The following is a 12,873-nucleotide window of genomic DNA, read 5'->3' as shown; positions in this document are numbered from 1 at the left end:
TTCTCCGCGGTCCGGGTCGGGCCGGTCGGACAGGCCGGCCGGTCGGGCACGCCGGGCCGGTCGCGCACGCCGGGCCGGTCGGGCACGCCGGGCCGGTCGCGCAGTCAGGTCAGGCCAGTTCGCGCAGTCAGGTCAGGTCAGGTCAGGTCAGGTCAGGTCAGGTCAGGTCAGCTGGGACTGAATCTGTGAAGAGATCAGTTCCAGATGGTCCAGGTCGTCCAGATCCAATACCTGGAGGTAGATGCGGGAGGACCCGATCCCGGCGAACCGGCCGATCTTGTCCACCACTTCGGCGGGCGAGCCCGCCAGCCCGTTGGCCTTGAGCTCGTCCACATCACGCCCGATGGCGGACGCGCGTCGCGCCACTTCCGCGTCGTCCCTGCCCGCACACACCACCAGCGCGTTGGAGTACACCAGGTCCTCCGGCCGGCGGCCCGCCGTTCGCGCCGCTTCCCTGACCCGCCCGAACTGCTTCTCGCTGTCCTCGATCGAGGCGAACGGGATGTTGAACTCGTCCGCGTACTGCGCGGCCAGTCGCGGGGTACGGGTCGCGCCGTGCCCCCCGATCAGGACCGGCACCTTGGCCTGTGCCGGTTTGGGCAGCGCGGGCGAGTCCGTGAGCTGGTAGTACGTGCCGTCATAGCTGAACGTCTTGCCGGTCTCCGTCGCCCACAGGCCGGTGACGATCGCCAGCTGTTCCTCCAGCCGGCCGAACTTCTCCTTCGGGAACGGAATGCCGTACGCCTTGTGCTCCTCCTCGAACCAGCCTGCTCCCAGGCCCAGTTCGACCCGGCCGCCGGACATCTGGTCCACCTGGGCGACCTGGATGGCCAGCACTCCGGGCAGTCGGAAGGTGCCCGCCGTCATCAGGGTGCCGAGGCGGATCCGCTTGGTCTCGCGCGCCAGTCCCGCCAAGGTGATCCATGCGTCGGTCGGGCCGGGCAGTCCGTCTCCGGAGCCCATGCGGAGATAGTGGTCCGAGCGGTAGAAGGCGTCGAAGCCGAGGTCCTCGGCGGCCTTGGCGACGGTGAGCAGAGTGTCGTAGCTCGCCCCTTGCTGGGGCTCGGTGAAGATTCGAAGATCCATACATCCATCCTGCCCCTTCGGGCGCCGGTCTTCCTCCCCTCACCCGGCCCCGCCCCGTGCACCCGGCGTCCGGTCACCGCCCCGGGCCCATCACCGCCCCAGCACCGTCCGGCGGCTCATGGCCCACCCGTCGCGCCGCTCCCCTCATGGACCCGCCGCCGATCCCGCCGGGCCATGGAGCACTCCGTAGGGGCCATCACGCTCCCGCCCCCTCTCCCGCTCCTTCTCCGCCAGCCGTCTCAGCATTCCGTGCACCCGGTCCATCGACTCGTCCGTGGCGTCTATGGCCTCGATGCACTGCCAGTAGAGCCCGTCCTCCCCGGTGTCGCAGGCAACACCCACCAGCGCGATCCCCGACTCGCCCAGCAGCAGGGCCAGTCCTGCCAGCGTCCGTCGCACATCGGTGACTTCGGACAGCTGCGAGGCCCGTGTCCCTCCGGCGAGCACCATCGGGTGGTCCAGCGCCGAGACCCCGCTCCCGCCGATCTCGCTGAGGCCCCGCGCCTCGCTCCGTAACTCCAGCGGGCCGCCCTGGGCCAGCCTGCCGCCGACCGTCCGCGCCAGGGCCTGGGCCTGCCAGGCCTCCGCCATGATGCTCAGCGCGCCCCGGCTCTCCGCCAGAGCACGACGACCGATCTCGATGAGTCGCTCCGCTTCCATGCCACTCCCCCGTCCGTACGAAAACCCGCTCACCCCATCCATTACCCACAGTGAGGTGGACGGCACCGAAAGGCCAGAGGAATTCGGAAATCTGTGGACACAAAGTCGACTGTTAATAAGTGGATCACTCCGAAGAGTGACAATTTGAGGGTTCCGAAGAGTCAGGAACCGGGAACCGCTTCTCATTCCGGTCCATCTTGGCCGCCAGCGCCGCCAGCGCATCGATGCCCAGCACCTCGCAGAACTGAAGCAGATACGCGAGTACATCGGCGACCTCGTCCGCCACCCGATGCGCCGATCCCGGCTCCTCCATCACCCGCGCCGACTGTTCGGGCGTCAGCCACTGGAAGATCTCCAGCAGTTCGGACGCCTCCACGCTCAGGGCGGCGGCGAGATTCTTCGGGGAGTGGTACTGCTCCCAGTCCCGGGCCGCCGCGAACGCCGCCAGTCGCCGCTGAAGTTCTGCCACATCGAGTTCTGTCACGGTCCCAGGTCTACCACTGTCACTCCCGCTGTCCCGCGGGCGCCTGCCGCGGACAGGTCCGTGACCGTCCCCACCAGCCGGATGTGCCCGTCCCCGCAGACCGAGGACGCCAGCGCCAGCAGCTCCCGAAGCTGTCTCCCGCCCAGACTCCGGTCCAGCCCGTCGGCCAGCACGGTGAGCACCCGCATCGCGGGCGGCACCTCCGCCGGAGCGTCCACCGCCAGCGCCTGCGGGCCGGCCAGCAGGACGAGCGTGTGGGCCAGATACCTCAGTTCACCGTCGCCGAGCCGGCCCAGGGGCGTCCGGCGGCCCGCCTCGCGTCCCACCCAGGCCCGTACCGCCCCGCTCCCGAGCCGTTCCGCGCCCAGCCCCGTCACCGGTCCGGCGCACCCGGCGTCGGCGGCGGTGACCACCCTGGCGTGCCGCTGACCGCACCGGGTGTGCGTCCGTGCCAGCACCTCGGCGAGATTGGCGCAGTCCGACCGCAGGCGCCCCGGACCGGCCGGTACCGGCGCCCGCATCAGCTGCGGCTGCGGATCGCAGACGAAGGCCGACCGCAGCGCCACCACCACCTGCTCGGCGGCGGCCAGCACCCGCAACTGCCCCGGGGTGGTGCCCGCGACCCGCAGCGGCAGCAGCGCCGTCGCCAGCCGGTCGTCCGGCAGCGGGGCCCGGGTCACCGGAACCAGCCCCGCCGTGTGCCAGGCGGCCTGGACCGTCGGGCGCCGCGGATCGCGCAGCGCGGTGGCCAGCAGGGTCTCGCCTCCTCCGGTCAGCCGTTCCCCGACGATGCGGAGGGTCGGCTCCGCCTGCACCGCCACCTCCAGCCGGACCGGGCCGGCCGGGCCGTCCACCGTGCAGCCGAGCCGGAACCCGCGCCTGCCCTGGGCGTCGGTGCCCGCCCGTTCGGGCACACAGGCGACCGGGTCCGGGAAGACCTCGTCGAGCGGAGCACCGGCCCCCAGCCGCGCCAGCGCCCCGTACGCCCGCAGCGCGGTCGTCTTGCCGGTGCCCGCCCCGCCGGTGACGAGCGTCATCGGCCCGAGGGGAAGGACCGTGCGGCGGAGCGAGGCGAAGGCGGCGAGCCGTAACTCGGTGACCGCCGGGCGGACATGACGGACGGGACCGGCGGGACCGGAAGGACCGGCGGAACCAACAGGGCCGACAGGACCGACAGGACCCGCAGATCCGGCACGGCGGGAGCGACCCGTGGGGCGAGTGCGGCCAGTGGGACCGGAGGGACGAGCGGTGCCTCCGGGGGCCGGGAGCGAAGCGTCCGGGTGGGGCGGCGAGGTGATGGCTGTCATGTGCGGACCGTATGCACGCCCGCCGCAGCCGAACCGTTTTACCCGGAGACCTTCCTACGATTGAGGGAGTCCCGCGGGCGTGACTCCTTCGACTTCCATGCCGACCGGCGCCAGCAGGAAGACGTTCTTGTCGACGCGGTGCATGCCGCTGCCCAGTCCGAAGACGACGCCGCTGCTGAAGTCCAGGATGCGTTTGGCCACATCCGTCTCCGCCGCCGTCAGGTCGAGCAGCACCGGAACCTGCGCGACCAGATACTCGGCGACCTCGCGTGCGTCCGCGAAGACCTGCACCCGCAGCACCACGAGACGCCGCTGTTCGGCGCGCTCGTCCGGGACCGCGCGGTGGTCGACCCGGGACGGCCACTCGTTGCGGCCCCGCAGCGGTACGACCTGGGCGAGACCCTCCCACTGTTCGTCGGTGGCGTCGTACCTGTCGTACCTGTCGTACCTGCTCACAGGGCCACCCCGTCCGTGCGCCTGTTGGGTTTGCGCCGGCTGCGCTCAATGTTCATCGGGCAATCCTCTCGCCCCTCACCCGTTCGGCGTACCACCGACACGGCCAAGACCCGGATCGAGCGGAGTGAAACGGACCGGCAGGTGCACGAGCGCGCGGTGGAAGGGGCCGGGCCGCCACATCAGCCGCGACGGCTCCGTGGCGAGTTCGAGATCGCAGAGCTGACTGGTCAGCTGCTCGATCGCGGTCATCGCGATGAGCAGTGCCGGCTGCTTCGCCGGGCACCGGTGCGGCCCGGTCGACCAGGCCAGGTGCGCACTGGACCCGGAACCCGCCCCGGGGTCCGAAAGCGCGGGCGGGGACTGGGTGTTGGCGGCGGCGAACGACACCAGGACCAGCTGTCCGGCGCGCAGCGCGACGCCATGGAACTCCGTGTCGCGACGAGGGTAGTGGGCACCCAGATTGGCCAGCGGAGGGTCTTGCCAGAGGACTTCGTCGATCGCCTCGTGGGCGGTCATCGCACCACCGTGCAGCGAACCGGAGTAGCGCGCGTCGGTGAGCATGTGGAGCAGTGCGTTGGAGATCAGATTGGTCGTGGGATCGTGTCCCGCGCTCATGATGAGTGTGATCTGACGCACTGTCTCGTCGTTGTCGAGCCCGGCCGGGTGTGCGAGCAGGTACGAGGTGAGGTCACGGCCGGGGCGGGCGCGACGGGCGGCCACCAGCTCGGTGACGACACGGACGAGATCCGCGTACGCCGCCGCGGCGTCCGCGGCGGAGTTCATCATGCCGCCGACGCCGTTCACGATGCGTTCGCCGTCCTCGGGCGGCACACCGAACCAGGTGGTGAAGACGTGCAGCGGCAGCCGGCGCGCGTACTGCGCGACGAGGTCGCCGCTGCCCGTCGCCGAGAACTCGCCGATGAGCTGCTGCGCGACCCGGGTGACCTCGGCCCGGAGAATGTGCGGTTCGATCAGGGCGATGCTGTCGTTGATGGTGTCGCGGTAGCGGGTGTGCACGGCCCCGTCGCTGAAGAGGGCGGTGGGCCGGTGGCCGAGCACGGGGAGGACGGGCGAGTCCGCCGGTACGGTCGCCTGCCAGGCGCGCGGATCCTTGGTGAAGGTGTCGGTGTCGCGCACGAGGTCGACGGCCGCCTGGTAGTCCGTGACGAGCATCGCGTCGATACCGGGTGCGATCCTGACGCGGGCGAGCGGCCCCTGTGCGCGCAGGAGCCGGTAGTGGCCGTGCGGATCGGCGGCGAAGTCGGGACCGTACAGCGCGAGCGGCCGGTGCGGCGAGTCGTGCTCGGGGTCGGGCGGGGAGAGCGTCATGACGAATCCCGGGGAAGGGGTTGGGGACGGGACTGGGACGGAGGTTGGGGACGGGACTGGAGCGGGGGCTGGGGCTGGGTCCCCGGCCGGGGGGCGGGCTGCTGCTGAGGGTGGGATTCCGGTTGCGGCAGGCAGGTCAGCGCGTGCTCGGCCAGGGCGATGAGCGCGCCGATGGAGCCCCGGCGTTCGCGGGCGTCGCACTGCACCAGAGGGGTCTCCGGGGCCAGGTCGAGGTGTTTGCGCAGGACCTCGTCGGTGTGGGCGGGGGCGTCCGGGAAGCGGTTGACGGCGACGGCGTACGCCAGTCCCTGTTCCTCCACCATGTCCATCACGGCGAACGAGTCCTCCAGCCGGCGGGTGTCGACCATGACGAGGGCGCCGAGGGCACCGCGGGCGATGTCCGCCCACAGCGGGAAGAAGCGTTCCTGCCCCGGGGTGCCGAACATGTAGAGCACCAGGTCACCGGGGACGGTCAGCCGGCCGAAGTCGACGGCGACCGTCGTCGTGGTCTTGTCGGGGAGACCCGCGGTGTCGTCGAGCCCGGTGCTGGACTGTGTCATCACCTCCTCGGTGTGCAGCGTCGGGATCTCCGACAGGGTGCGGATCAGGGTCGTCTTGCCCACGCCGAAGGGACCCGTGACGACGAGTTTCATCAGGGTCTGGTCGGCACTCGGCAGATAGCCGATGCCGGTCCGGTCAGTGGAGGGAGCGGAGTCCAACGAGCAGCCTCTCGACGAGCGACCGGTCGATCTCCCCGGCGCTGGGGATCGGCGGTCGGGTGTGCAGATGTCCGGCGGTCGCGAGGTCCGCGGCCAGGAAGACCGTGGCGCTGACCGGGAGTTCCAGGTGGGCGGCGCACTCGACGACGGTGAGTGCCCCCGGCTCCAGCAGTTCGCACAGCCTGCGGTGTTCGGTTCCGGTGTCCTGGGGCAGCGTCGAGTCCGTACGCACGAGCACGGCGAGCCGGTCGAGCGCGGGGCCGGTGGGTGCGGAGCGGCCACCGGTGACCAGATAGGCGGGGATCAGACGGCGTCCTGGGCCGGGGGTCATGGCCGGGCGGCAGCGTCCGGTTGGCGGGCGGGGGCGTTCATCGCCCGGGTCAGCGCGGTGACCTGCACCTGCATCTGGTAGGCGATGTTCCCCAGGTGCGCGTCGGGGGCGGCGAAGAGCGCGAGGGTGGTGTTCCTGCCCGCGGGGACGACGATGGCGAAGCCCAGCTCGGACTCCACGACCGTCTGCGCCAGCCGGGGCGTCTCCGCCTCGGTGAAGGCCGTGGTGAAGGCACGCGCCGCGGCGTGCAGGGTGGCTGTCATGGCGGCCACCCGCTCGGCGGACGCCCGGTCGAGCCCCGGGGAGGCGCCTTCGACGAGCCCGTCACCGGTGGCGACCACCGCATGCTGGACACCGGGCAGTTCCAGCAACGGGGTCAGCACCCAGGCGAGGTCACCGGTGGTGGGGTTGGGGGCGCTCACGTCTCGTCGTCTCCTTGATCGTCCAATGGCGATGCGGATGCTGCTGGGGCGGGTGATACGGGGACCGGTGGCCCGGACTCGGCGGCTTCGGCGGGCCCGGCGGCTTCGCCGGACCGGGCGGCTTCGGCGGTTCCGCCGGGCTCCGCGGTTCCGCCGGACTGGGCGGTGGTGGCGGTCGCGTCGGCGTTGCGGCCGCTGACCGTGCCCTGCTGGAGCGCCGTCCAGGACGCCCCGGCCTGCTCCGGTGTGCGGGGCGCGGGCTCCTCGGCCACCGGGCCGCCCGCGCCCGCGGGCTCCTGGGCGGCCGGGCGGCGGGTGCGCCGCCGGCGGGTGGGAAGCTCGGTACGCGGTCCGGCGTCGGCGGCCGGTCGTCCGGGAACGGCCGCTGCCGGCACACCCGGTGCCGCCGGAATTCCCGGCGCCCCCGGTGTCTCCACCGCCTCCACCGCCTCCGCTGCTTCCGTCGTCTTCGGTGCCAGTGCCGGTGCCGACCGCGCTTCCGGGGCCGGCTGCGGGCGGGCGTCCACCGGCTTCGGTGCGAGCACCGACAGGGTGCGGTCGTCCTCCATCACGGTGAGCAGATGGGCCGGTACGCGGAGCATGGTGCGCATTCCCCCGTACGGCGAGGACTCGATGTGACAGCTGAAGCCGTACCGCGCCACGAGCCGGCCGACCACGGCGAACCCGGTCTGCGGCGGGTCCCCCAACTCGGTGAGCAGCACCTCCGACGGCCCGGCCAGCAGCGCTCGGGCCCGCTCCAGCGCGTCGTCGTCCATGCCGATGCCCGCGTCGTCGACCAGCACCAGGGCCCCGCGTCCCGGGGTCTGCTGAACGGTGACCGGCACCTCGGTGTCCGGGTGCGAGTACGCCGTCGCGTTGGCCAGCAGCTCCGCCAGGACGATGGCGAGGGGTTCGGCGGCACGGGCCACGAGCGCGAGCCGCTCCTCGCGCAGATGGTTGGCGACCCGGATGCGCTCGTAGCCCGCGACCCGGGACTGGGCGCCGAGCACGATCTCGACGAGGGGTGAGTTCTGCCGCGCGAGTCCGGGCCAGGCATCGCAGAGCACGGCGGTGGCCTGGGTGCGGCGCAGGGCCAGTTCGTTGCGGAAGTCGAGCTGGAGGATGCGCGGGTCGTCGTATTCGTGCTGGAGCTCGTGGAGCAGTTGCTGGGACTGGTTGAGCAGCGACTGGATCTTGGCCGAGGTGCCGCGCATGGCCGCTCTCGCCGCCGCGTCGACACGTTGCCGCTCCTCGACGACCGCCGCTCGGGCCGCCTGTACGGCCTCGGTCAGCAGACGGGCGGCATCACCGTCGATGTCGGCGGCCTCGCGCAGCCCGGGGACGGACGCGGTGGGGTGCGACAGCGCGGTCGCCGCGGCGGGTATGCGCCGTTCGGCGAGCTGGCGTATCTCGTCGGTGAGGGCGAGGGTGCGGGCCTCGGCGGCCTTCGCCTGCCGCTCCGCGAGTTCGGCGCGGGCCGTGGCCGCGTAGACGTCACGGGACGACTGCTGAGCCCGTACCACCGCCGTCGCGGCCCAGGCGGCGGCGAGGAGCGCCACGATCCATCCCACTGCGGTCACCGCGTCCTTCGTGTCGAGCGGAGCCCGCGCACCGGACGGCGGCGGGTGGCGGTGGACATGTGGGCCGTAGCCACCGGGGCCGTCAGCACGGGGATCGTGCCCATCGGAGCCGTGCCCATCGGGGCCTTACTCACCGGGGTCCGCCGGCCGGCTCGCGCACGGCTTCCGCGGTGCCTGCACGGCCGGGCTCCCCGCCCGTACGCGCCCGCTCGACCTCCTGGGCCAGCACGGCCACCCCGGTCATCACCTGGAGCACACCGGGCAGTTCGGAGCCGTCCAGGTGCCGGTACTCGGTCCCGATGGTGACGGACAGCCGCTCGGGCAGCCCGAGTTCGGGATGACGGCCCTCGGCGATCACCCGACGGGCCGCCTCCGGGGCGGGCACGCCCGCCGCGTGGAAGGCGTGGGCACGCTCGCGTACGTACTCCAGGTAGCCGATGTGGTCCCGTACACCTGCCGGGTCGAGCACCGGGCCGTGGCCCGGGACGATGATCTCTGCGCCGGTCGCGAGCACCCGCTCGCAGGCCCCGATCACATTGCTCAGCGGGCCCGCCCAGTGCACCGGGTGGTCGCCCGGCTGCCGCGGGGTGGTGGAGAAGATCACATCACCGCTGAACACGGCGCGCTGCGCGGGCAGATGCACGATCAGGTCGCCCGTGGTGTGGGCGGGCGGCAGCGCCGTCAGCCGGACCGGGTAGTCCCCCAGGGTCAGTTCCAGTTCCCCGGTGAAGTACGTGGTGGGGCGCACCGGTTCGGTCGCCGACCAGTCGAACGGCCCGAAGTGCCGGGCGAGGTACGCGCCGAGCGGGGTGGCCGGATCGCCACCCGTCACCAGGGCGTGCTGCTGCTGCGGAGTGGGCTCGTAGTGGATGTGTTCCCTGGCCTCGCGCGTGGCGATGATCTCGGCGTCCGGGAGGACACCCGCGCCCCAGAAGTGGTCCCCGTTGGCGTGGGTGACGATCACCCGGTCGACGGTGACGCCGTCGGGCAGCCGTTCGGTGCTCTCCGCCAGGAACTGTCCGGCCAGCGCGCGGTCGTACGGGGTGTCGATCCACAGTGCGCCGCGCGGCGACACGAGGAGGCCGCAGTTGGCCAGTCCCCAGCCGCGTTTCGGCGGCAGCCAGGCATACAGGCCCCGGCCCAGATCAACGACGTCCCCACCCGTGATCGACATGGACGCGATTATGCCGACCACGATCCGGCCACGCGTTCGAACTCGGCCATCAAGGGGGCTCAATGGCGTGAATTCGCCGTTCTTCCGCCCTCATTCACCCCCCATCACGCCACCGCCGACGGCGGGCGGTGACGGTCCGGGGTCATCGACCCCTCACCATGCCGGGAACTTTCCGGACCAAACACTGAATGTCGCCCGGTTCCATGACTCCGTACGACCGCTTCCCACCCCTCTGCACCCAAACCGGAAGCAGCCGACTACCCACCGAGCATGGCCGAAAACAGACGCTCCGACGCACTGGCACGTGGCCGCACCGACACCCGGCCGCACCGCAGCACCGGCACGTGGCGGCACCGCCGCGAGGACGGGAGGACGCACGAAACGCCCCCACACGGCGGCGCGGCCGACGTCAGACGGCGATCACGCTCACGCCCGCCTCGGCGAACCGGGCCCTCGCCTCCGGCGTGATGCCGGAGTCGGTGACCAGCACATCGACCGGGCCGAGGTCGCAGACGCGGGCGAAGGCCCGCTTGCCGATCTTCGAGGAGTCGGCCGCCACCACCACACGCTGCGCCCGCTGCGCGAGCAGCCGGTTCACACTGGCCTCGCCCTCATGGTGGACGTACGCCCCGCGCTCGGTGTCGATCGCGTTGACCCCGAGCACGGCGATGTCCAGGGTGATCTCGTTCATCACGCCGACGGCCAGCGGGCCGGTCAGCTCATAGGACTGCGGCCTGGCCACACCGCCGGTCACGACCATCTTGATCTGCGGCCGCATCGCCAGCTCACTGGCGATGTTGAGCGCGTTGGTCACCACGGTCAGCATCGGCTGCCCGCCCGCCGCGGCTGTCTCACCGACGATGTCGGGGCGCGTGGCCAGCGCCCTGGCCACCTCGGTCACCGTCGTACCGCCGGTCAGGCCGACCACTTCGCCGACCACGACCAGCTCCGACACGGCACGGCCGATGGCCTGCTTCTCGGGGGCGCGACGGCCCGTCTTGTAGCGCAGCGCCAGCTCGTACGAGACGCCGTGCGCGACGGCGCCGCCCCGGGTCCGGGTGAGCAGCTGCTGCTCGGCGAGCTGGTCCAGGTCACGGCGGATCGTCGCGGCCGAGACGTCCAGCGCCAGCGCGGCGTCCTCGACGTCGACCCGGCCGTTCCTGCCGACCAGTTCCAGCAAAGCGTCCCACCGGGCGTCCCTGGACAAGAGCGTGTCTCCTTCACCGTGCGGCGTGCGCACCGCGCTTCCCGGGAACGCGGTCACCGCCGGCCGGACAGGCGCAAGCGTGCCACAGGCCACCGGCCGTTCAGCTCGTCACCCACCCGGTTTTGCTTGTTTTTGCTCGATCGGCAGATGTAACGTGCAGAATCGAACATCCAGTGCTTCATTCGCCCACGCCCAAGCGGAGTGCAGACGTGTCGTATGTCGAGACCGAGACAGCCAGCCAGCCCGAGTGCTGGCGCCGTGCCGCAGCACTGGCCGGGGACCACGCGGCGGCCCTGCCCGCCACCGGCGAGCGCATCGCGGTCGTGGGCTGCGGAACCTCGTTCTACATGGCGCAGGCCTACGCCTCGCTGCGCGAGAACTCCGGCCAGGGCGAGTCCGACGCCTTCGCCGCCTCGGAGTTCCCCTTCGGCCGGTCCTACGACCGGGTCGTCGCGCTCACCCGCTCGGGCACCACGACCGAGGTGCTGGAGCTGCTGACCCGGCTGCGCGGCACGACGCGTACGGTCGCCGTCACCGCCGACCCGGACACCCCGGTGATGGCCGCGGCCGACGACATCGTCGTCCTGGAGTTCGCCGACGAGAAGTCCGTCGTCCAGACCCGCTTCGCCACCACGGTCCTCACCCTGCTCCGCGCCCACCTCGGGCTGCACACGGACGATGTGGTGCGGGACGCGGAGACCGCGCTCGCCGAGCCGCTGCCCGAGGGGCTGGTGGACTGCACCCAGTTCTCCTTCCTCGGCCGGGGCTGGACGGCCGGTCTCGCCAATGAGGCGGCGCTGAAGATGAAGGAGGCATCGCTCTCCTGGACCGAGTCGTACCCGGCCATGGAGTACCGCCACGGCCCGATCAGCATCGCCACCACCGGCACGGCGACCTGGATGTTCGGCGCCGCCCCCGAGGGCCTGGCGGAGCAGGTGCTCGCCACGGGTGCGCGCTGGGTGCAGACCGAGCTGGACCCGCTGGCCGATCTCGTACGCGTACAGCGGCTGGCCGTCGCGCGGGCCGCGGCGCGCGGTCTCGACCCGGACCTGCCCCGGCACCTGTCGCGCTCGGTGGTACTGGGCGAGGGCTGAGACCGGGCGGCTTCCGGGCCCCGTTCGCTGTGATGTCCCGCACCCTCCCCGCAGGGGGTGCGGGGGTGCGGGACACCACCGGGCCGCGGGAGCACGGGAATCCGCCCCTCCACGGGGGTGCGGGAAACCGCAGGGTGGTTCGGCGGAAGACCTCATACCGGCACTGATCTGCGGTTCCTAGCGTTGACGGTATGCCGCGGAGGATGCCCAGCGGCTGTCTTCCCGCCACCCTTGGAGAGCCCGGATGCACCTCGTACTGTCAGCTGCCGCACAGGAGCCCACGGACGGCATCGCGGGCTGGGCCGCCGGCCTCGTCGAGACCCTCGGCGGGCCCGGCGCCGGTCTGGCCATCGCGCTGGAGAACCTGTTCCCGCCGCTGCCCAGTGAGGTCATCCTCCCGCTGACCGGCTTCGCCGCCTCGCAGGGCGTGCTGAGCGTGGCCTCGGCGCTGTTCTGGACCACGCTCGGTTCGGTCGTCGGCGCGGTCGTCCTGTACGGGATCGGAACGGTCTTCGGCCGGGAGCGGATGCACGCGTGGTGGGCGAAGCTGCCGCTGGTGAAGGCCTCCGACCTGGTGCGTACGGAGCAGTGGTTCGCGCGGCACGGCACCAAGGCGGTGTTCCTGGGCCGCATGGTGCCGGTCTTCCGCAGCCTGGTCTCCGTGCCCGCGGGCGTCGAGCGCATGCCGCTGCCCACGTTCGTCGCGCTGACGACGGCCGGAAGTCTGCTGTGGAACACGGTCCTGGTGATGGCCGGGTATGTGCTCGGGGACCAGTGGGACCTGGTGGAGTCGTACGTCGGCGTCCTGTCCAAGGCGGTGCTCGTCGTGGTGCTGCTGGCCGTGGCCGGTTACGTGGTCGCACGGGTACGCGGCCGTGGACGCGCCCAGCACCGCCGCACCTCGTGACCGCCGGGCGCCCGGCCGCGCGTCCCGCACGGGTTCTCGACGAGGGCCCCGCCCCCGCGCCCGCCGGACGATCTTGCCCCCGCCCCGCCGCGCCGCTAGCCTCGCCTTCCGTGCCGG

General features: G+C 72.0%; 13 protein-coding genes and 1 pseudogene. 2 read left to right on the top strand and 12 right to left on the bottom strand.

Annotated features, from left to right (window positions below; translation table 11 throughout):
• Window positions 1–162: 162 nt before the first annotated feature.
• The 12 genes and pseudogenes from ABT170_RS32055 to ABT170_RS32000 form a co-directional block, all read right to left on the bottom strand.
• Window positions 163–1,086, bottom strand: coding sequence for an LLM class F420-dependent oxidoreductase (locus ABT170_RS32055; protein ID WP_329940872.1), 924 nt, complete (start codon window positions 1,084–1,086; stop codon window positions 163–165).
• 144 nt (window positions 1,087–1,230) lie between these two features.
• Window positions 1,231–1,746: a DUF6099 family protein gene (locus tag ABT170_RS32050; protein WP_329940873.1), complete on the bottom strand. Its 516-nt coding sequence runs from the start codon at window positions 1,744–1,746 to the stop codon at window positions 1,231–1,233.
• Between the two features lie 124 nt (window positions 1,747–1,870).
• On the bottom strand, window positions 1,871–2,230 hold the full coding sequence (locus tag ABT170_RS32045; RefSeq protein WP_329940874.1) for a nucleotide pyrophosphohydrolase: 360 nt from the start codon (window positions 2,228–2,230) through the stop codon (window positions 1,871–1,873).
• On the bottom strand, window positions 2,227–3,537 hold the full coding sequence (locus tag ABT170_RS32040; RefSeq protein WP_351873245.1) for an AAA family ATPase: 1,311 nt from the start codon (window positions 3,535–3,537) through the stop codon (window positions 2,227–2,229). The genes ABT170_RS32045 and ABT170_RS32040 overlap by 4 nt, the downstream gene beginning before the upstream one ends.
• 54 nt (window positions 3,538–3,591) lie before the next feature.
• Window positions 3,592–3,993 carry a cell division protein SepF gene (locus tag ABT170_RS32035; RefSeq protein WP_329940876.1) on the bottom strand — a complete coding sequence of 134 codons (402 nt, stop codon included), beginning with the start codon at window positions 3,991–3,993 and terminating at the stop codon, window positions 3,592–3,594.
• A 75-nt stretch (window positions 3,994–4,068) separates the two neighbouring features.
• On the bottom strand, window positions 4,069–5,322 hold the full coding sequence (locus tag ABT170_RS32030; protein WP_351873241.1) for a cytochrome P450 family protein: 1,254 nt from the start codon (window positions 5,320–5,322) through the stop codon (window positions 4,069–4,071).
• Between the two features lie 116 nt (window positions 5,323–5,438).
• Window positions 5,439–6,041 (bottom strand): annotated as a pseudogene (locus ABT170_RS32025) (GTP-binding protein); the annotation flags it as partial.
• A complete protein-coding gene (locus ABT170_RS32020; RefSeq protein WP_329940879.1) occupies window positions 6,019–6,372 on the bottom strand; it encodes a DUF742 domain-containing protein in 354 nt (117 codons plus the stop codon). The pseudogene ABT170_RS32025 and the gene ABT170_RS32020, both read right to left, overlap by 23 nt.
• On the bottom strand, window positions 6,369–6,794 hold the full coding sequence (locus ABT170_RS32015; protein ID WP_266924772.1) for a roadblock/LC7 domain-containing protein: 426 nt from the start codon (window positions 6,792–6,794) through the stop codon (window positions 6,369–6,371). Before ABT170_RS32015 ends, ABT170_RS32020 begins: the two co-directional genes overlap by 4 nt.
• Complete coding sequence (locus ABT170_RS32010) at window positions 6,791–8,374, bottom strand: ATP-binding protein (RefSeq protein WP_329940880.1); 1,584 nt, start codon at window positions 8,372–8,374, stop codon at window positions 6,791–6,793. The genes ABT170_RS32015 and ABT170_RS32010 overlap by 4 nt, the downstream gene beginning before the upstream one ends.
• Window positions 8,375–8,504: 130 nt before the next feature.
• Window positions 8,505–9,548 (bottom strand): MBL fold metallo-hydrolase, encoded by a 1,044-nt coding sequence (locus tag ABT170_RS32005; RefSeq protein ID WP_329940881.1) that lies wholly within the window; start codon window positions 9,546–9,548, stop codon window positions 8,505–8,507.
• A 409-nt stretch (window positions 9,549–9,957) separates the two neighbouring features.
• A complete protein-coding gene (locus ABT170_RS32000) occupies window positions 9,958–10,755 on the bottom strand; it encodes a DeoR/GlpR family DNA-binding transcription regulator (protein WP_351873236.1) in 798 nt (265 codons plus the stop codon).
• A gap of 209 nt (window positions 10,756–10,964) precedes the next feature.
• Between ABT170_RS32000 and ABT170_RS31995 the strand changes: the two genes are divergently transcribed.
• Both ABT170_RS31995 and ABT170_RS31990 read left to right on the top strand, forming a co-directional pair.
• Window positions 10,965–11,849, top strand: coding sequence for an SIS domain-containing protein (locus tag ABT170_RS31995; RefSeq protein WP_351873233.1), 885 nt, complete (start codon window positions 10,965–10,967; stop codon window positions 11,847–11,849).
• Window positions 11,850–12,093: 244 nt separating this feature from the next.
• Window positions 12,094–12,756: a DedA family protein gene (locus ABT170_RS31990; protein ID WP_329940884.1), complete on the top strand. Its 663-nt coding sequence runs from the start codon at window positions 12,094–12,096 to the stop codon at window positions 12,754–12,756.
• Window positions 12,757–12,873 lie beyond the last annotated feature (117 nt).

The sequence above is a fragment of the Streptomyces sp. NPDC001787 genome, from assembly GCF_040297465.1.
GTDB lineage: Bacteria > Actinomycetota > Actinomycetes > Streptomycetales > Streptomycetaceae > Streptomyces.
The sequence above is the reverse complement of the archived record's forward strand: the minus strand, read 5'-3'. Positions and strand labels throughout refer to the sequence as shown.

What these genes read in the sequence shown, in the direction of transcription:
- ABT170_RS32055 (WP_329940872.1), bottom strand. Translation starts at nt 1,086, where the DNA reads ATGGATCTTCGAATCTTCACCGAGCCCCAGCAAGGGGCGAGCTACGAC.
- ABT170_RS32050 (WP_329940873.1), bottom strand. Translation starts at nt 1,746, where the DNA reads ATGGAAGCGGAGCGACTCATCGAGATCGGTCGTCGTGCTCTGGCGGAG.
- ABT170_RS32040 (WP_351873245.1), bottom strand. Translation starts at nt 3,537, where the DNA reads ATGACAGCCATCACCTCGCCGCCCCACCCGGACGCTTCGCTCCCGGCC.
- ABT170_RS32030 (WP_351873241.1), bottom strand. Translation starts at nt 5,322, where the DNA reads ATGACGCTCTCCCCGCCCGACCCCGAGCACGACTCGCCGCACCGGCCG.
- ABT170_RS32020 (WP_329940879.1), bottom strand. Translation starts at nt 6,372, where the DNA reads ATGACCCCCGGCCCAGGACGCCGTCTGATCCCCGCCTATCTGGTCACC.
- ABT170_RS32005 (WP_329940881.1), bottom strand. Translation starts at nt 9,548, where the DNA reads ATGTCGATCACGGGTGGGGACGTCGTTGATCTGGGCCGGGGCCTGTAT.
- ABT170_RS31990 (WP_329940884.1), top strand. Translation starts at nt 12,094, where the DNA reads ATGCACCTCGTACTGTCAGCTGCCGCACAGGAGCCCACGGACGGCATC.